The sequence below is a fragment of the Microbacterium sp. NPDC056044 genome (assembly GCF_042267145.1).
Lineage (GTDB): Bacteria > Actinomycetota > Actinomycetes > Actinomycetales > Microbacteriaceae > Microbacterium.
In genome coordinates, this window is record NZ_JBHJWZ010000002.1 from 781908 (window position 1) to 799923 (window position 18016).

The window sequence follows — 18016 nt, forward strand, 5'->3', positions numbered from 1 at the left end:
CGGACCCGGGGACCGCATGACGGCCGAGCACGCGCCCCGGATCCTCTACCAGGTGAAGCAGGTCGAGCTCGCGGTCCGCGGGCGGCTCGACGCCGTCGTGCGTCCGCACGGGATCACCGTCACGCAGTACACCGCCCTCACGGTGCTCGAGCAGCACCCCGGCATGAGCTCGGCGCAGCTGGCGCGCCACGCGTTCGTCTCGGCGCAGGCGATGGAGGGCATCGTGCGCGCGCTGAGCGACGCCGGACTCATCGACCGCGTGCGCGACCCGCAGAACCGCCGCCGCATGACGATCTCGCTCACGCCCGCCGGGACCGCGATGCTGGGGGCGTGCCGCGCGGACGTGGACCGTATCGAGGGCGAGGCCTTCGCCGGGCTGACCGCCGACCAGAGAGCACAGCTCGGCCGGTGGCTGCAGGATGCGCGCAGAGCGCTGGAGTCATCGCCACCCGTTGACTGATCATCAGGAAACTTGATAATTGGTCCTAGCGCCGTCGACGACGACGGCGCCCCTGTCGACGACGACAACGGAAGGACCATCCCCATGTCCCCACGCCATCGCACTCGCGCGCTCGCGGTCGCCGCAGCCGCCGGTGTCGCCCTCTCTGTCGCACTCGTCGCGCCGCCGGCCTCGGCCGACGCCGGCGGCGACTACGCGGGCTCGCTCTCGAACGGCACCACGTGGCTCGCCTCGGTGCCCGCCGAATGGAACGGCACGGTGCTGCTCTACAGCCATGGCTACCGCCCGTCGTTCGTGCCGGGCAACCCGGCCTCGGTCGCGCCCGACGACGCCACGAAGGCGCTGCTGCTCGAGCGGGGGTACGCCCTCGTCGGCTCGTCGTACGCCGCCGGCGGCTGGGCGGTCCCCACCGCGGTCGACGACCAGCTGCAGTCGCTCGACGCCATGCTCGGCCAGACCGGGCTCGATCCCGAGCACATCCTCGCCTACGGCACCTCGATGGGCGGCCTGGTCACCGGGCGCATCGCCGAGTCCGCCGGCGACATCATCGACGGGGCCATGCCGACGTGCGGCCTGATGGAAGGCGCCGTCGACCTGAACAACTACCAGCTCGACGGATCCCATGCCATCGAGCAGCTCCTCACCGACCAGGACCTGCAGATCGAGGGCTACGCGTCGCTCAACGACGCCTTCGCGACGTCGGCCGCGCTGAGCGCCGCCGTGCAGGCGGGGCAGCAGACGTCCGAGGGGCGTGCACGCGTCGCGCTCGCCGCCGCGCTCTTCCACATCTCGGACGGCGTTCCCGCCGCCCAGGCGACGAAGGACACCGCCGTCCATCAGCAGTCGCTGTACACCCAGCTGCTGCAGACGATCGGCTTCGTGACCCCGGGCCGCTTCGACATCGAGTCGACCGTGGGCGGGAACGCGACGTGGAACGCCGGGGTCGACTACGGCAAGCTCTTCGCGCAGTCCGAGGACCGCAACCTGGTCGCGAAGCTCTACCGCGAGGCGGGGCTCGACCTCAAGGCCGACCTCGCAACGCTGACCCGGACCGCGGACATCGTCGCCGATCCGGGTTCGGTCGAGACGCTCCGCGCGTCGTCGACCCTCACCGGCGACCTGCAGATGCCGGTGGTCACGCTCCACACGCTCGACGACATCCTGGCGCCCGTCCAGGTCGAGCAGGAGTATGCCGAAGACGTCCGGGGTGCGCACGATGCGAGCCTGCTGCGGCAGTTCTTCGTCGACCGGGTCGGCCACTGCAGCTTCACCGCGGCCGAGATCGCCGCCGGCATCGACGTGCTCCACGAGCGGGTGCAGTCGGGGCACTGGTCGGGCAGCTCGGCGACCGTCATGAACAGGCTCGCCGCGTCGATCGACGACAGCGGCTCGGCGTTCGTCGCGACCCAGCCGGGCGAGTTCCTCGGCGACCGCTAAGGCAATCGCTGACAGCGACGTGACGCACCCCGCGGGGCGGCATCCCTCCGGATGTCGCCCCGCGGTTCTGTCCCGCCGCGTCCCAGAACGAGGGGGGAGATGGATGCTGCCCCGGGCTTCCCCAACGCGCAAGTGGAACGTAGACTGGGTCGCATAGCGTACAAGTGTTCGCAGAGCGAACAGCAAGGAGGCGAGTACGTGATCGACAAGACCGTGGCGTCGGTCGAGCAGGCTGTGGCCGGCATCGACGACGGCGCCACCATCATGATCGGCGGCTTCGGGCGCGCCGGGCAGCCGGTCGAGCTGATCGACGCCCTCATCGCGCAGGGTGCGAAGGGCCTCACCATCATCAACAACAACGCGGGCAACGGCGACGTCGGGCTCGCGGCCCTGCTCGCCAAGAAGCGCGTGCGCAAGATCCTCTGCTCGTTCCCCCGCCAGCACGACTCGTGGGTGTTCGACGGGCTCTACCGAGCCGGCGAGATCGAGCTCGAGCTCGTGCCGCAGGGCAACCTCGCCGAGCGCATCCGCGCGGCAGGCGCGGGCATCGGCGCGTTCTTCTCGCCCACCGGCGTCGGCACGCAGCTCGCCGAGGGCAAGGAGACACGCGAGATCGACGGCCGCCTCTACGCGCTCGAGTACCCGATCAAGGCCGACTACGCCCTCGTGAGCGCGTACCGCGCCGACCGCTGGGGCAACCTGGTCTACCGAGAGACCGCGCGCAACTTCGGGCCGATCATGGCCTCCGCCGCGACGACCACGATCGTCCAGGTGGACGAGGTCGTCCCGCTCGGATCGCTCGATCCTGAGACCGTCGTGACCCCCGGCATCTTCGTCGACCGTGTCGTCGCGGTCGGCGAGCGCGCGTGGCTCGACGCCGGCGCCTTCACCGGGGGAGTCGACATCGAAGGCCGCCCGCTGGCGCGGGCCGCAGCATCCGGAATCGAGGTCGACCATTGAGCGAACCGACGCCTGCGACACGCATCTCGCGCGAGCAGCTCGCCGCGCGCATCGCGGCGGACATCCCCGAGGGCTCCTACGTCAACCTCGGCATCGGCGCGCCGACGCTCGTCGCCGACTATCTGCCGCTGGACCAGGAGATCATCCTCCACACCGAGAACGGCATGCTCGGCATGGGGCCGTCGCCCGCCGCCGGCGAGATCGACCCCGACCTCATCAACGCCGGCAAGCAGCCGGTGACGGCGCTCGCGGGCGCCGCGTACTTCCACCATGCCGACTCGTTCGGCATGATGCGCGGCGGGCACCTGGACGTGTGCGTGCTCGGCGCGTTCCAGGTGTCGCAGACGGGCGACCTGGCGAACTGGTCGACGGGCGCGCCCGGCGCGATCCCCGCGGTCGGCGGCGCCATGGACCTCGCCATCGGTGCGAAGAACGTCTACGTGATGACGGACCTCCTCACCAAGACGGGGGAGTCGAAGCTCGTCGAGGCGTGCACCTACCCGCTCACCGGCGTCGGCTGCGTCACCCGCGTCTACACCGACCACGCCGTCTTCGACGTCACCCCCGAGGGGTTCGTCGTTCGCGAGGCGTTCGGCGAGAATACCCTCGAGCTCCTCGCGGGGCTCACCGGATTGGATGTACGGGATGCCTCGAGCCGAGGCATCCGTGAAGGAGAAACGACATGACCACCCACGTGTACGACGCTGTACGCACCCCCTTCGGCCGCGCCGGCGGCGCGCTCTCGGGCGTGCGGCCCGACGACCTCGCGGCGATCGTCGTGCGGGCGGTCGTGGACCGCACCGGACTCGACCCGGCCCGCGTCGACGACGTGATCTTCGGCGGCGCGAACCAGGCCGGAGAGGACAACCGCAACGTCGGCCGCATGGCGGCGCTGCTCGCGGGATTCCCGACCTCGGTGACGGGTGTGACCGTCAACCGCCTGTGCGCCTCGTCGGTCGAGGCGGTCATCCAGGGGTCGCGCGCGATCGACGCGGGCGATGCCGACATCGTGCTCGCGGGCGGCGTCGAGTCGATGAGCCGCGCCCCGTACGTCGTCGAGAAGTCGCCGCGGCCGTGGCCGAGCGTGGGCAACCAGACGCTGTGGAACACGTCGATCGGGTGGCGCATGACCAACCCGAAGCTGCCGAAGCACTGGACCATCTCGAACGGGGAGTCCGCCGAGCTGATCGCCCGCGAGTGGGGCATCACGCGCGAGGCGCAGGACGAGTTCGCCGTGCGCTCCCACCGCCTCGCCGCCGAGGCGTGGGCCGCGGGCCACTACGACCGCGAGATCGTGCAGGTGCCCGGCGCCGAGCTCGCGCGCGACGAGGGCATCCGCGACGACACGTCGGTCGAGAAACTCGCCGGGCTCAAGCCGCTGTTCGCCGCCGGCGGCGAGGGCACGGTGACCGCGGGCAACTCGTCGCCCATCAACGACGGCGCGTCGGCCGTGCTGCTGGCCCGCGAGGGCGTGCTGCCGATCGAGCCGCTCGCGCGCATCACCGGCCGCGCCGCGCACGGCGTCGACCCCGACCAGTTCCCGATCGCGCCGATCGAGGCCGCGGACAAGGCGCTCGCGCGCGCCGGCCGCACGTGGGCCGACGTCGACTTCGTCGAGCTCAACGAGGCGTTCGCATCGCAGTCGCTCGCGTGCCAGGCCGGCTGGCCCGACCTCGACCCCGCGAAGCTCAACATCCACGGCGGCGCGCTCGCGATCGGCCACCCGCTCGGCGCCTCGGGCACCCGCATCATCGGCCACGCCGCGCAGGAGCTCGCGCGCCGCGGCGGCGGTGTCGCGGTCGCGGCGATCTGCATCGGCGTCGGGCAGGGCCTCGCCGTCGTGCTCGAGCGCTGAGGCGACGCGTGAAGAGGGTGAACGGGTGACCGACGACGCGGGCCGTGCCGGCGACACCGTCCAGTCGCTGGTGCGGGGGCTCGCGGTCATCCGCGCGTTCGACGCGGAGCACCCCGAGCTGACGCTCAGCGACGTCGCCCGCAGGGCCGGCATCACGCGCGCGGCCGCGGGCAGGTTCCTGCGCACCCTCGAAGAGCTCGGGTACGTGAGCCCCTCGGCGGGTGCGGGCGCCGGCGCCGCCGTCGGCCGCACCTTCGCGCTGACGCCGCGCGTGCTCGAGCTCGGGTTCAGCTACCTCTCGGCACTGTCGATCCCCGAGATCGTGCAGCCGCACCTCGAGCGACTCTCACGAGAGGTCAACGAGAGCGTCTCGGCCGCGGTGCTCGACGGCGGCGACATCGTGTACGTCGCGCGCGTTCCGACCCGGCGCATCATGAGCGTGCGCATCACGATCGGCACCCGCTTCCCCGCCTTCGCGACGTCGATGGGCCGTGTGCTGCTGGCGGGACTGCCGGATGCTGCGCGCGACGAGCTGCTCGCAGCATCCGCCCTCCCGTCCCTCACCGAGCGCACCGTCACCGACACCGGCGAGCTGCGATCGGAGTTCGACCGCGTGCGCGCGCAGGGCTTCTCGCTCGTCGACGGCGAGCTGGAACCGGGCCTCAGGTCGGTCGCCGTACCGCTGCACGGCCGGCGCGGCGAGGTCGTCGCCGCGGTCAACGTCTCGACCAGCGCGACGCGCGACTCGGTCGAGCACGTGCTCGAGCACCACCTGCCTGCGCTGCGGCGCACGGCCGCCGCGGCCGAGGCCGAGCTGCGCCTGGTCTGAGAGGGATGGATGCCTCGGGCCGAGGCATCCGTCTCAGAAGACGATCGTGTGGTTCCCGTGACGGATGACGCGGTCTTCGGCGTGCCACAGCACGGCGCGGGAGAGCACCTGGCGCTCGACGTCGGCGCCGCGGCGCGCGAGCTCGGCGGCGGAGTCGGCGTGGGTCACCCGCACGGTGTCCTGCTCGATGATCGGACCCTCGTCGAGGTCGTCGGTGACGTAGTGCGAGGTGGCGCCGATGAGCTTGACGCCGCGCTCCTTCGCCTTCTTGTACGGCTCGGCGCCGATGAAGGCCGGCAGGAACGAGTGGTGGATGTTGATCACCGGCACGCCCAGCTCCTTGAGGAAGTCGCCGGAGAGGATCTGCATGTAGCGCGCCAGCACCACGAAGTCCACGTTCCCGCGCAGCAGCTCGAGGATCTTCGCCTCAGACGCCGACTTGTCGGGGCCCGCGACGCCCGGCACGTGGAAGAACGGGACGCCGAACGAGCGGACGTCCTCGGCGGAGGTCGTGTGGTTCGAGATCACCATCGGCACGGTGACCGGGAGGTCGCCGCGGCGGTGCCGCCACAGCAGGTCGAGCAGGCAGTGGTCCTGCTTCGACGACAGGATCGCCATGCGCTTCGGCACGGACTGGTCGGTGAGCGACCACTCCAGGTCGAACCCGGCGAGGGTCTGGGCGATCTCGTCCTCGATGCGCGGGCGGTCGGCCGCGAAACCGGGCCGGTGGAACACGACCCGCTGGAAGTACGCGCCGCCCTCGGGGTTGTCGGAGTACTGGTCGAACGCGACGATGTTGCCGCCGATGCGCGTGATCATCGCCGAGACCGCCGCCACGATCCCCGGCTGGTCGCTGCCGTGGACGATGAGGCAGGCGTGGTCGGGATTCAAGTGCAGGGAGTCGGGCATTGTTCGATTCTGCCCTGTGCGAGGAAACGCCGCGTCTCGCCGGTTACCGGGCGGAGCCAGCACCCGCGCAGAGCCGGCACCCGCGCAGAGAGCCGGGCCGTGCTCCGAAGAGCACGACCCGGCTGAGTCGAGGTGCGGCCGGCGGATCCCGCCAAGGTGTGTTTCCGGCCGCACCCGGCCTGTCCGACGAGGTGATCGCTACAGCTCGGCGATCACCGCCGCCACGTTGCGCTGCAGGAGCGCGCGCGCCTCGCGGTTCTCGACGCGCTCGGGGATCTGCCGCTCGACGAAGGTCAGCTCGCTCAGCACCTTGGCGCCGTCACCGGCGGCCTGCGCCGCGAGGGCGCGGTCGAGGCGGATGCCCAGCGACGTCAGGGCGCCGTTGGTCACCTTGCCCGCGGCCTTCAGCTCGGCCAGCGCCGCCTTCAGGTCCTCGATCCTCGTCGTGAAGGTGAACTTGTCGAGCTCGAGCCCGCCGTTCGAGGTGACGACGATCTTGCCCGTCCCCTCCGGGATCGAGACGAGCGGCACGGCCACCGACGACCACGTGGCCGAGTTCACCGGGATCTTCGCGAACGGCGTGGCGTTCGCGTCGTTCCAGCGCAGCTCCACCGTGCCGACGCCGGCCGCGCGCAGCTCGACACCGGTGATCCCGCCGAGGTTGATCGGGTCGTAGGTGAGGGACTCGCCCGCGACCAGACCCGCCAGCTTGCCGTGGGCGGAGGCGTGCTCATCCTCGGCGACCGACGTGCCGCCGGTGCGGGCGTCGGCGTGCTCGGCCTCGAGGTCGCGCGGGTTCAGCAGCACCGCGTCGTCACCGACGAGGGCCGGCGCGACCGCGCCGCCGCCGTCCGTGTACGAGGCGCCGATCTGACCGTAGATGTTCTCGGTCTCGCCGTGACCCGCCTCGAGCGCCGTCTCGATCACGGCCGTGCAGCCCGACCCCGTGAACAGCGGGTGGGTGTGCGTGTTGTCGTGGCCCAGGCCGTAGCTCCACAGCACGCGGCTGCAGTCGATCGTCTGGTCCTCGGCATCCGTCACCTTCACTTCGAAGGCGACCTTGTCGCCCCAATCCGTGAACGCGCCGTTGGCGGGCGTCACGATCTCGACCACCGGCGCGGTGTTGCCGACCGTGATCGTCACCGACGCGAGGCTGACGCGGCCCGACGCATCGGTCACCTGGACGCGGGCGGCGAACTGGCCGTCCTCGGTGTAGGTGTGCGACGCGGTCGCGTCACCGGGGGTGAAGGTGCCGTCGCCCTCGAGGTCCCACGCGAAGCTCAGCGCGAGGCCGTTCGGGTGGGTCGAGTTCGCGGCCGAGAAGTCGACCGTGAGCGGGCCCTGGCCCGATGTGACCGACGCGGTGAGATCGACGCGCGGACCCTTCGTGCCCTCGACGTAGTCGACGCGGTACAGGCCCGCGTCGGGGTTCGGGCGGAAGAAGCCGTCACCGTAGTCGAGCACGTAGAGCGAGCCGTCGGGGCCGAACTCCATGTCGATCGGGTTGTCCCACACCGGCATGCCGGCGGCGTTCAGCGCGGAGTTCGGGAGGAAGTCCTGGATGCGCTTCACCTCGCCGTCGGGGTCGTCCTGCGAGAAGACGAAGACGCGGTCGCGCGAGAACTCGCCCATGAAGCTCTTGCCGTCCCAGGACTGCGGGAACTTCGTCGTCGCCGGGTTCTCGGCGTCGTAGCGGTAGGTCGGTCCGCCCATGGGGCCCTGGCCGCCCGAGCCGAACTCCGGCCACGGCTGGTGCGTCGGGGTGTCGCCGTAGTACAGCTGCGGCGCCGTCGAGGTGGGCAGCGTCGACAGCCCGGTGTTGTACGGGCTGTTGTTGACGAGCGTGCCTTCGCAGTCGTACCAGGCGCCGGGGACCGAGAGCTCGTAGTCCCAATCGTTGTAGTTCGCGTTCGGGCCGTGGCAGAACGGCCATCCGCCGTTGACCGGCACCGTCGTGGACTGCCACTCGACGTAGCCCATCGGGCCGCGCTGCGCGTTCGCCGTGCCCGCGTCGGGCCCGTAGTCGCCCCACGTGATGGCGCCCGTCACCGGGTCCGCGTCGATGCGGAACGGGTTGCGCAGACCCATGGCGAAGATCTCAGGCCGCGTGTTCGCGGTACCGGGAGCGAACAGGTTGCCCGCGGGCACCGTGTACGAGCCGTCGGCCTGCACGTCGATCCGGAGGATCTTGCCGCGGAAGTCGTTCGTGTTGCCCGCGCCGCGGCGGGCGTCGAAGCCGGGGTTGTAGCCGACGCGGTCGTTCATCGGGGCGAACCCGTTGGCGCCCGGCGTGCCGGCCGGAGTGTTGTCGCCCGTCGCGAGCAGCAGGTTGCCGTCCTTGTCGAACGCGACGTCACCGGCGACGTGGCAGCACTGGCCGCGCTGGACCTCGACGCGGATGATGTCCTGCCGGGTGCCCAGGTCGAGCGCGCCGGCGGCGTCGTCCCACTGGTACCGGCTGAGCTGGTTGTAGCCGAGCCACTGGTTCCAGTACGAGGCGTCAGCCCCGGCCGGGAGGGTGTTCGGCGCCGAGCCCGTGGCCGTCGTGGCGGGGTAGGGCGCGACCATCTCGCGCGGGGCGTAGTAGAGGTACACCCACTTGTTGTTCGCGAAGTCGGGGTCGAGGGTGACGGTCTGCAGGCCGTCCTCGGAGTTCGAGTAGACGTCGATCGTGTTGACGACGGTCGTGGTGCCCTGGGCGGGATCGGTCAGGCGCACCTGGCCGCCGCGCGTGGTGTGCAGCACCCGCTTGTCGGGCATGACGGCGAGGTCGATGCCCTCGCCGACGTCCTTGGTGAGCGTCGTCCGCTCGTAGTTGGCCCAGGTGGTCGCGGAGATCTCGTCTCCGTGGTCATGGCCCTCGTGTGCGGTCGCCGGTGCGGCGACGGCAAGGGATGCTGCGACGAGAAGGCCCGTCGCGAGTGCCACGGTGCGTGGCGCTGCGTTGCGCATGTACTGCTCCAGTCGGATGTGGGGTGGCGGGATCCGTTTCTGGAGTGGTGGTCCTCGGGGGACCGGTGGGGTGGGCGGCCGGAGCCGCCCACCCCCGCACGCCGGCCGGGGGATCGGCCGGCGTGCGTCGGTTCAGCCGCGGAGCGACGCCATGTGCGCGAACGACGTCGCGGCGTTGCGCAGCGACAGGTCGGGCGCTGCCGGAGCCGGCACCGTCGCCGCGTTGTCCTGCTCGTACATCGAGTTGTGGTACCCCTTGGCGCCCACGCGCTGGAAGAACGTCTTGTAGTCGATGTTTCCCTGACCGAACGGCGTGATCGAGTACCCCGTCGGCGTGAACATGCCGTCCTTGGCGTGGAACAGCGGGAAGCGGTTCGTCTGCGCGGCGACGAGGCCCGCCGGGTCGAAGACGTTGTCGACGAGCGTGCCGTCCGCCGCCGTGAACTGGCGGAACCGGTACTGCGCCACGTGGGCCCAGTAGATGTCCATCTCGAGCCAGACGTAGTTCGGGTCGGTGTTCTGCAGGAACCACTCCAGGCGCCGGACGCCGCTCGAGCGCGTCGGGCGGCCGGCCGCGTCGGCGGGCCCGCTGTCCAGCAGGAAGTTGTACGCGGTGTCGTGGTTGTGCGTGTACAGCTTCAGGCCGTGCGTCGCCGCGCGGGCGCCGAGGATGTTCCAGCGCTCGGCGGCCGCCTGCCAGTCGGAGAGGTATGCGCTGCTGGTCGGGTCGTTGCCCGTGCCGATGTGGCCGAACCCGAGGATGTTGGCGATCTCGCACGCGGCGTCGAACTGCGCGAGGGTGGCATCCGTGATCGTCGAGGGGATCGAGCCGTGGTTGCCCTCGGCCTCGAGGCCGTTGTCGTCGAGCCACGTCCGCAGCAGGTGAGCACCCGCGACGTTGTTGACGTTGCCGCCCTCGGCGTTCGCGCTCTGGCCGAACCCCGCGAACTCGATCTGCTTGTAGCCGATCCGCGACAGCTCGGCGAAGACCTCCTTGAAGCCCGACGGCAGGTCGGTCGTGTTCGGGTCGCGGCTGATCGCGTCGCGGACGGTGTACAGGATGATCCCGCGCTTGCCCGGGGGCACCAGCACCCCGTTGCCGCCGCCCGGGCCGGTCTTCACCGCAGCAGCTGCCGCCGCCGTGGCGCCGGTCGCCGCGTGCGCGTGTCCCGTGCCGAGGCCGAACGCCGCCGCGGCCGCCATTCCGGTCGTGGCGGCGAGCAGCTGCCGCCGGCTGAGACCGAGCTTGCCTCCGAGGACGCGGGCGTCCTCTTCGGCCTGATAGGTGATGTCGTCCATCATGCTCCCTTGCATTTCCCTGGGGTGGAACGGGCTCTGCCCGCGAACGGTGCCCTTGCGAGGCACTGTCTCCTCCGCCGGGTCTGGCTCGACCCGGCAAGGTCTTGTCGTCTTGCGACTTCGAATCATGTTGCACGTTATGGCACAAATTGTGCGTCTGGCAAGCGTCAATTTAGTGTCGAACAGACAACTTTTGCCGATGCAGGGCAAAAGGTATCTCCCGCCGGCGACGGCGGGTGGACGTGCGGGCCTCAGCGGCCCGGTGGCCCGGCCGACTCCTCGATGGAGGCGCTCTCGGCCGCCGCGATGGCGCGGGTGTACCGCTGCGGCGTGTACCCGTTCGGCCGGGGATCGTTGTTGCCACGACCGCCGTCGGCATCGCCGTCGATCGCCCGCGTGGCGCCCGGGCCGGGGGTGTCGTCGTCGAGGAGCGCCTGCAGCACGATGCGGCGGGGGTCGTAACGGCGTGGATCGAGCGAGCGCCAGTCGACGTCGCCGATCTCGGGGCCGAGGTCGCCCTTGACGCGATCCGTCGTGTCGCGGAGGAACTCCCGCGTTCGGCGGACCGTCCGCGCCAGCGCGGCCGCGTAGGCGGGGAGACGGGTCGGCCCGATCAGCATCGCCGCGATGAAGGCGATCATGACCAGCTTCTCGATCGTGAGTCCGAAGGTCATGCGATCCTCGCCTCCGACGCCGCAGCCCGCGTGGCCCTGCGGCGGTCGAACAGCAGCGACAGCAGGGCCGCGGCGAAGAAGAGGGCCACGAGCATGCCTCCGAGGAGGAGCATCGACCCGACGTCGGCGGCAGGCGTGGCCACCGCCGCGAAGACCGTGGCGACCAGGATCGCGACCCGCCATCCTCTGAGGATCGTGCGGCCCGTCACCACGCCCGCGAGGTTGAGCGCGACGAGGAAGACCGGCAGCACGAACGAGATGCCGACGATGATCAGCAGCTTGAAGACGAAGTCGTAGTAGTAGCTCGCCGTATAGAACTGCGCGCCCTGCTCGGGGACGAATGTCGCCATCATCTCGATGATGTGCGGCATCATGAGGCACCCGGCAGCGCACCCGGCGAAGAAGAGCGGGATCGCGGCGGCGAGGAATCCCACCGTGTACCGGATCTCGCGCCTGCTCAAGCCCGGCATCAGGAACGCCCACGCCTGCCACAGCCACACCGGCGCCGACAGGAGGAGGCCGATCGAGAAGGCGATGCGCAGGCGCAGATCGAACGCGCTCGTGATCGTCTCGAAGTTCAGCACCGCGAAGTCGTCGCCGCGGGCCTCGGCGACGGCGCGGATGGGCTCGGTCAGGACGAAGATGATCGGGTCCGTCAGGACGAAGGCGACGATCATGCCCGCGAGCAGGGCGGCGGCCGCGACGAGCAGCCGGCGCCGCAGCTCGGCGAGATGACCGCCGAGCGTCATCCGCTTGTCGTCCCGGACGCGGGGAGGCGTCACGGGACGGTCGATCGCGACCACGGCGGGCTCAGGAGGCGGTGGGGACGGAGCCTGAGACGCCGGTCGCGTCCTTCGCGGGCGGTGCGGAGCCCGCGTCGGCGGGGACGTCGGCCGCGTCGTCGGCCTTCATCGCCTTCATCTCGCCCTTGAGCACGCGGGCCGACTGGCCGACGCTCTTCGCCAGCGCCGGGAGCTTCGCAGCTCCGAACAGCAGCAGGATCACGACGAGAAGGATGATGAGGTGCCAGCCGGTCAGTCCATGAAGCATGAGTGCCCTCCTTTGGGCGCCATGTCGGGGCAGAGCGGTGGCATGCGTCGAGCGCACCACGCGTGACTCCCCCAAGGCCATTAGTAGTGCTCGGAGCCTATTGGCCTACATCGCGAAGAAACAAGATGCACGGTGCAATTCAATAATGTGAAAGTTCTCATGCGAGTTTTGCGTGAGCGTCGACAGAAGATCCGGACGCAGGCACGCCGAGGAGCACGCCTCTCGGCGTGCTCCTGGGACGGCGCAGGTCAGCTGAGCGCGAGTCCCGCGCTCAGCGCTTCGGGGGAGAGGGCGTGCTCGACCGCGAGCATGCTCGCCCCGATCACGGCGGCCTTCTCGCCCGCGAGGGACTGCACGATCGACAGGTGCTTCGTCGCGAGCGGCGTCGAGCGCGTGTAGACCACCTCGCGGACGCCGGCGATGAGGTGCTCGCCGACCTGGGCCATGGAGCCGCCGATCGCGATGACGGACGGGTTCATGAGGCTCACGCAGGCCGTGAGCACCTCGCCGATGTCGCGCCCGGCCTGGCGCACGGCCTGGATCGCGTCGATGTTGCCGCGCTTGACCAGATCGACGACGTCGCGACCGGTGTACGCCTCCACCTCCTCCTCGCGGAGGGCGCGCGCGAGGGCGGGGCCGGAGGCGAGGGCCTCGAGGCAGCCGCGGTTGCCGCACTGGCAGGGCACATTGGCGCCGCGCGCGACCTGGACGTGCCCGATGTCGCCGGCGATGCCCTGGGCGCCGCGCTGCAGCAGGCCACCCGAGATGATGCCGGAGCCGATGCCGGTGGCCACCTTGACGAACATCAGATGCTCGACGTTGGGCCACGCGACGGCGCGTTCGCCGAGCGCCATGATGTTCACGTCGTTGTCGACGAGGACGGGCACCGGCAGGTGCTGCTGCACCCAGCCGGGGATGTCGAAGTGGTCCCACCCCGGCATGATCGGCGGATTGACGGGCTGGCCCGTCTCGTGCTCGACCGGGCCGGGGACGCCGATGCCGACGGCGGCGATGTCGGCGACCGCGCGGTGATTGCGGTCGAGCAGGTCCTTCGCACCCGAGACGACCCATTCCAGGACGGGCACGGGACCGAGGCTGATGTCGAGCGGCTCGGAGTGCTCCGCGATGATCGAGCCCGTCAGATCGGTGATCGCGACCGTCGCGTGCGATGCGCCGAGGTCGACAGCGACAGCGACCTTTGCGGCCGGGTTCAGGGCGAACTGCGACGGCGGCCGGCCGCCGGTCGAGACGCCGTCGGCGACGGGGGTGATCAGGCCGATGCGCATCAGCTCGTCGACGCGGGCCGCGATCGTCGATCGTGCCAGACCGGTCGATTTCGCCAGTTCTGCGCGCGTGCGCGGCACACCGTCGCGAAGCAGCTGGAACAGCTGGCTCACACCCATCGCCGAAGCGGGGGATTCCGTCGTCATTGGTCTCACTTCCTCAGTACATCATGCAGCTGACCGGCAGAAGTCGACAGACTTCTGCCGGTCACGGGCTCCTTTCGGGCGAACTTCTAACTCGATCGCCCGGTGGGCTTCGCGAAGCGCTGCTGGAGCAGCACGGCGACGACGATGATGACGCCCTTGACGACGGCCTGCGCCGACGAGTTCAGGTTGTTCTGCACGAACACGTTCGTGAGCGTGGCGAAGATGAGCACGCCGAACACCGTGCCGGTGATCGTGCCGCGCCCGCCGACGAGGAGCGTGCCGCCGACCACGACCGCGGCGATGGCGTCGAGTTCGTACAGCGTGCCGTTGGTCGAGCTGCCGGCGGTCGTGCGGCCCACGATCATGACGCCGGCGATGCCCGCGCACAGTCCCGAGATCGCGTAGAGCCACATCAGGTGACGCTTCACGTTGATGCCCGCGAGGCGCGCGGCCTCGCGGTTGCCGCCGATGGCGACCGTGCGCCGGCCGAAGGTGGTGCGGTTGAGGAGGACCCAGCCGAGCGCCGCGACGATCGCGAAGATCCAGATGAGCATGTCGACGCCGATGATGTCGAGGTTCATGAACGTGATGAAGTCGCGGTCGCCCACCTGGAGCGTGCGCCGCTCGGCGAGGATCTCGGCGAGGCCGCGGGCGGCGACGAGCATGGCGAGGGTGGCCATGAAGGCGACGACCTTTCCATACGCGATGACGATGCCGTTGATGAGGCCGGCGGCCACTCCCACGAGCAGCGCCATCACCACCATGACGATCCAGTGCATCTGATCGGCGAGGTCCTGGATCGCGGCGAGCGTCGCGACGACGGATGCCAGGCCCATCACCGACCCGACCGACAGGTCGATGCCGCCGGCGATGATGACGAGGGTCATGCCGATGCTGATGACGCCGATGATCGACGCCTGGCGGAGGATCGTGAGCATCGTGTTCACCGTCGGGAACGTGTCGGGCGCCGTGACGGCGCCGATCACGATGAGGATCACGAGGGCCAGCACGAGGCCGAGGTTGCGTCCCACCGAGCCCGACAGCACGCGCTGGAACGCGGACTTGCCGGACGAGCCGGGTCCACCGGCGGGCGGCGGCGCCTCGCCGGCGGTGGCGACGCCGGCGGTCCCCTGGGATCGCGCCGGCGCGCCGGGGGCGGGGGGCGGAGCCCCATTGAGTCCAGTCTGCTCGCTCACGCGGCGGTTCCTTTCATGACGAGATCGAGCACACCGTGCTCGTCGATCTGGGAGGCGGGAAGGGTTTCGAGCACGCGGCCGTCGGCGACGACGAGGACGGTGTCGGCCAGGCCGAGCACCTCCTCGATCTCGCTCGAGACGATCACGACCGCGTTGCCGGCGGCGGCGAGCCGGCGGATGAGGGCGTAGATCTCGGCGCGTGCGCCGACGTCGACGCCGCGGGTCGGCTCGTCGAGCAGCAGCACCCGGGTGCCGTGCACGAGCCAGCGGGCGAGGAGGATCTTCTGCTGGTTGCCGCCCGAGAGGGTGATCGCCGCGCGGTCGGGGTCGGCTGGGCGCAGCTCGAGGGCATCGATCTGCTCGCGCGTGATCTTGCGCTCGGCGCGCTCGTCGAGGAATCCCGCTTTCGCGAACCGCGACACCGACGACAGCGTGACGTTGACGAAGATCGGCTCGTCGAGCACCAGCCCCTGGCTCTTGCGCTCTTCGGGCGACAGCCCGACGCCGGCGCGCACCGCGTGCACGACCGAGCCGCGCCGCAGCTGGGTGCCGGCGACCTTGACGGTCCCCGCGGTGGCGCGGTGCGCGCCGTAGACGGTCTCGAGGATCTCGGACCGGCCCGAGCCGACCAGGCCTGCCAGGCCGACGATCTCGCCGGCGCGCACGCTGAACGAGACGTCTTCGAACACCCCGGCGAGCCCGAGGCCGTCGACCTCGAGGATCGTCGGCGCTTCGGCGGGGATGGCGACAGCTGGGGGGAAGACGTTCGCGACCTCGCGGCCGGTCATCAGGCGGATCAGCTCCGACGTCGGGGTGTCGGCGACGGGCAGGCCCACCGCGGTGGTGCGTCCGTCCTTCAGGACCGTGATGCGGTCGCCGATCTGGCGGATCTCTTCGAGCCGGTGCGTGATGTACACGACGGCGATGCCTTCGGACGTGAGTTCGTGCACCACGTGGAAGAGGTTCTTGACCTCTTCGGTGTCGAGGACGGCGGACGGCTCGTCCATGATGATGAGCTTGATGTCGTGGGAGAGGGCCCGCGCCATCGACACGATCTGCTTGTTGGCCGCGCTGAGGCTTCCCACCTCGGTGTGCGGCGAGAGGTTCGCGTGACCCAGTCGGCGCAGGAGCTCCCGCGTCTGCTTGGCCGCCTCCGAGCGCCGGGTGAAGCCGCCGCGCGCGAGCTCGTGGCCGAGGAAGATGTTCTCGGCGATGGTGAGACCGTCGACGACGTCGAGCTCCTGGTACATCGTCGCGATGCCCAGATCGATGGCCGACTCCGGGTTGGGGATCTCGACCGGCTCGCCGAGCCACGCGATCTCGCCGCTGTCGGGTCGGTGCACGCCCGCGAGAGTCTTGATGAGCGTCGACTTGCCTGCGCCGTTCTGGCCGAGCACGCAGTGGACCTCACCGGGAAGGACCTGCAGGTCCACGCCACGCAGCGCCTGAACCCCCGCGAAGGACTTCGTCACGCCTCTGACGTCGAGTAATGCCGATTGATGGTCAACTTTGATCACTCGCCGAACATAACACGGACGCGACGCGCCCGCGAGGGCCAATGCGGTGGACCGCTTGCCCGGGTGTATGCGTCACACGGAGCCTGTCGGGGCCGTTCTTCGGCCGGATCAGGGCCCGAGAGCCACTTCTGACGAGTAGAAAACAAAAGATGGCAAATCGCGAAACACTTCTGTTATGGTGAACCTCGTCAGCGTGGACCCCTCGGATGCGGGCATCTTGCCCGGCGGAGCCACGCGGCCAAGCTGCATCACATTCAAGGAGGAAACATGCGCACACACCTGAAGGCGCGCACCCGGATCGCCCTCACCGGCACCGCCGTCATCGCGGCCATCGGGCTTCTCGCCGGCTGCACCGGCTCGGGCGCCGACGAGGAGAACGTCGTCGACCAGGGCACGACGACCGAAGAGAACGCCGCGTCGGGCGACACGATCGTCATCGGCTTCTCGGGCCCCGCCGCCGACCACGGCTGGCTCGGCGCGATCAACTCGGGCGCGCAGGCCGCGGCCGACAGCTTCGACGACGTCGAGCTGCGCGTGGCGGAGGGCACCAACGACCCGATCGCCCAGATCGCCGCCGTCGAGACGTTCGTCAACGACGGCGTGGACGCCATCGTCCTGCTGCCGACCGACGGCGCCGCGCTGACCGAGGCCGCCATCGCCGCGATGGAGGCCGGCATCCCGGTCATCAACGTCGACCGCGAGTTCTCGAGCCCGTTCGCCGCGCGCGCCACCGTGCTCGGCGACAACTACGGCATGGGCGTCAGCGCCGGCACCTACATCTGCGCGCAGGTGGGCGACAACCCCGACGCCGTCGTCGCAGAGATCGCCGGCATCGACTCGCTGCCGCTCACGCAGGACCGCTCGCAGGGCTTCGCCGACGCGCTCGAGGACTGCGGCCTCGAGGTCTCGGCTCGCGTGGCCGCGGACTTCACGGTCGCCGGCGGTGAGGCGGCCGCCTCGCAGCTGCTCTCGGCCAACCCGAAGATCGACGCGCTGTGGAACCACGACGACGACCAGGGTGTCGGCGTGCTGGCCGCGATCGACTCGGCCGGTCGCGACGAGTTCTTCATGGTCGGCGGCGCCGGCAGCAAGAGCGCGATGGAGGCCATCGAGGCCGACGACACCGTCCTCAAGGCCACGGTCATCTACCCGTCGACGCAGGCCGCCGACGGCGTGGCGCTGGCTCGCCTCATCGCGCAGGGCAAGACCATGAGCGACCTGATCACGCCCAGCATCCCGAACCGGATCGTGCTCGACGCCCCCGTCGTCACGAAGGAGAACGTCGACCAGTACATCGGCCTCTCGTTCGAGTAAGCCGACCGGCAGAGATCCGCGGGGGGGCCCCCCCCCCGCGGGCGCCCCCCCCCCCCAACCCCCCAGGGAAAACCACTGACCAACAAACACCACACCCCCCCCCCCCCGGGGGGCCAGATAGGCTAACGCTTCCT

General features: G+C 70.3%; 16 protein-coding genes. 7 read left to right on the plus strand and 9 right to left on the minus strand.

Annotation, left to right across the window (positions count from 1 at the left end; all coding sequences use genetic code 11):
• Window positions 1–16: 16 nt before the first annotated feature.
• The 6 genes from ACFC1I_RS08650 to ACFC1I_RS08675 all read left to right on the plus strand — a co-directional run bounded on the left by ACFC1I_RS08650 (window position 17) and on the right by ACFC1I_RS08675 (window position 5541).
• Window positions 17–460, plus strand: coding sequence for a MarR family winged helix-turn-helix transcriptional regulator (locus ACFC1I_RS08650; protein WP_376007971.1), 444 nt, complete (start codon window positions 17–19; stop codon window positions 458–460).
• Between the two features lie 84 nt (window positions 461–544).
• Window positions 545–1897 carry an alpha/beta hydrolase family protein gene (locus tag ACFC1I_RS08655; protein WP_376007973.1) on the plus strand — a complete coding sequence of 451 codons (1353 nt, stop codon included), beginning with the start codon at window positions 545–547 and terminating at the stop codon, window positions 1895–1897.
• 198 nt (window positions 1898–2095) lie between these two features.
• Window positions 2096–2857, plus strand: a complete 762-nt coding sequence (locus tag ACFC1I_RS08660; protein WP_376007975.1) for a 3-oxoacid CoA-transferase subunit A — start codon at window positions 2096–2098, stop codon at window positions 2855–2857.
• On the plus strand, window positions 2854–3543 hold the full coding sequence (locus ACFC1I_RS08665) for a 3-oxoacid CoA-transferase subunit B (protein ID WP_376007977.1): 690 nt from the start codon (window positions 2854–2856) through the stop codon (window positions 3541–3543). The genes ACFC1I_RS08660 and ACFC1I_RS08665 overlap by 4 nt, the downstream gene beginning before the upstream one ends.
• Window positions 3540–4712, plus strand: a complete 1173-nt coding sequence (locus tag ACFC1I_RS08670; protein WP_376007979.1) for a thiolase family protein — start codon at window positions 3540–3542, stop codon at window positions 4710–4712. Before ACFC1I_RS08665 ends, ACFC1I_RS08670 begins: the two co-directional genes overlap by 4 nt.
• 25 nt (window positions 4713–4737) lie before the next feature.
• The gene (locus ACFC1I_RS08675) at window positions 4738–5541 is read left to right on the plus strand and encodes an IclR family transcriptional regulator C-terminal domain-containing protein (protein ID WP_376007981.1); all 804 of its coding nucleotides are present in this window, start codon (window positions 4738–4740) and stop codon (window positions 5539–5541) included.
• 33 nt (window positions 5542–5574) lie between these two features.
• Here ACFC1I_RS08675 and purU read toward each other — a convergent pair whose 3' ends face one another.
• The 9 genes from purU to ACFC1I_RS08720 all read right to left on the minus strand — a co-directional run bounded on the left by purU (window position 5575) and on the right by ACFC1I_RS08720 (window position 16523).
• Complete coding sequence (gene purU / locus ACFC1I_RS08680) at window positions 5575–6450, minus strand: formyltetrahydrofolate deformylase (protein ID WP_376007983.1); 876 nt, start codon at window positions 6448–6450, stop codon at window positions 5575–5577.
• 198 nt (window positions 6451–6648) lie between these two features.
• Window positions 6649–9402: a PQQ-dependent sugar dehydrogenase gene (locus ACFC1I_RS08685; RefSeq protein WP_376007985.1), complete on the minus strand. Its 2754-nt coding sequence runs from the start codon at window positions 9400–9402 to the stop codon at window positions 6649–6651.
• A gap of 132 nt (window positions 9403–9534) precedes the next feature.
• A complete protein-coding gene (locus ACFC1I_RS08690; RefSeq protein WP_376007987.1) occupies window positions 9535–10701 on the minus strand; it encodes a sugar phosphate isomerase/epimerase family protein in 1167 nt (388 codons plus the stop codon).
• A 251-nt stretch (window positions 10702–10952) separates the two neighbouring features.
• Complete coding sequence (locus tag ACFC1I_RS08695) at window positions 10953–11375, minus strand: Sec-independent protein translocase TatB (RefSeq protein ID WP_376007989.1); 423 nt, start codon at window positions 11373–11375, stop codon at window positions 10953–10955.
• On the minus strand, window positions 11372–12124 hold the full coding sequence (gene tatC, locus ACFC1I_RS08700; protein ID WP_376008041.1) for a twin-arginine translocase subunit TatC: 753 nt from the start codon (window positions 12122–12124) through the stop codon (window positions 11372–11374). The genes ACFC1I_RS08695 and tatC overlap by 4 nt, the downstream gene beginning before the upstream one ends.
• 61 nt (window positions 12125–12185) lie before the next feature.
• The gene (locus ACFC1I_RS08705) at window positions 12186–12425 is read right to left on the minus strand and encodes a twin-arginine translocase TatA/TatE family subunit (RefSeq protein ID WP_376007991.1); all 240 of its coding nucleotides are present in this window, start codon (window positions 12423–12425) and stop codon (window positions 12186–12188) included.
• 248 nt (window positions 12426–12673) lie between these two features.
• Window positions 12674–13855 (minus strand): ROK family transcriptional regulator, encoded by a 1182-nt coding sequence (locus tag ACFC1I_RS08710; RefSeq protein WP_376007993.1) that lies wholly within the window; start codon window positions 13853–13855, stop codon window positions 12674–12676.
• Between the two features lie 86 nt (window positions 13856–13941).
• Complete coding sequence (locus ACFC1I_RS08715; protein WP_376008043.1) at window positions 13942–14901, minus strand: ABC transporter permease; 960 nt, start codon at window positions 14899–14901, stop codon at window positions 13942–13944.
• Window positions 14902–15047: 146 nt separating this feature from the next.
• Window positions 15048–16523, minus strand: coding sequence for a sugar ABC transporter ATP-binding protein (locus ACFC1I_RS08720; RefSeq protein WP_376007995.1), 1476 nt, complete (start codon window positions 16521–16523; stop codon window positions 15048–15050).
• A 312-nt stretch (window positions 16524–16835) separates the two neighbouring features.
• Here ACFC1I_RS08720 and ACFC1I_RS08725 point away from each other — a divergent pair, with 312 nt between their 5' ends.
• On the plus strand, window positions 16836–17882 hold the full coding sequence (locus ACFC1I_RS08725) for a substrate-binding domain-containing protein (protein ID WP_376007997.1): 1047 nt from the start codon (window positions 16836–16838) through the stop codon (window positions 17880–17882).
• Window positions 17883–18016: the final 134 nt, after the last annotated feature.

Excerpts from the sequence above, each read along its gene's own strand:
- ACFC1I_RS08650 (WP_376007971.1), top strand. The coding sequence starts at position 17 with ATGACGGCCGAGCACGCGCCCCGGATCCTCTACCAGGTGAAGCAGGTC.
- ACFC1I_RS08655 (WP_376007973.1), top strand. The coding sequence starts at position 545 with ATGTCCCCACGCCATCGCACTCGCGCGCTCGCGGTCGCCGCAGCCGCC.
- ACFC1I_RS08670 (WP_376007979.1), top strand. The coding sequence starts at position 3,540 with ATGACCACCCACGTGTACGACGCTGTACGCACCCCCTTCGGCCGCGCC.
- purU (WP_376007983.1), bottom strand. The coding sequence starts at position 6,450 with ATGCCCGACTCCCTGCACTTGAATCCCGACCACGCCTGCCTCATCGTC.
- ACFC1I_RS08685 (WP_376007985.1), bottom strand. The coding sequence starts at position 9,402 with ATGCGCAACGCAGCGCCACGCACCGTGGCACTCGCGACGGGCCTTCTC.
- ACFC1I_RS08690 (WP_376007987.1), bottom strand. The coding sequence starts at position 10,701 with ATGGACGACATCACCTATCAGGCCGAAGAGGACGCCCGCGTCCTCGGA.
- ACFC1I_RS08695 (WP_376007989.1), bottom strand. The coding sequence starts at position 11,375 with ATGACCTTCGGACTCACGATCGAGAAGCTGGTCATGATCGCCTTCATC.
- tatC (WP_376008041.1), bottom strand. The coding sequence starts at position 12,124 with ATGACGCTCGGCGGTCATCTCGCCGAGCTGCGGCGCCGGCTGCTCGTC.
- ACFC1I_RS08705 (WP_376007991.1), bottom strand. The coding sequence starts at position 12,425 with ATGCTTCATGGACTGACCGGCTGGCACCTCATCATCCTTCTCGTCGTG.
- ACFC1I_RS08710 (WP_376007993.1), bottom strand. The coding sequence starts at position 13,855 with ATGACGACGGAATCCCCCGCTTCGGCGATGGGTGTGAGCCAGCTGTTC.
- ACFC1I_RS08725 (WP_376007997.1), top strand. The coding sequence starts at position 16,836 with ATGCGCACACACCTGAAGGCGCGCACCCGGATCGCCCTCACCGGCACC.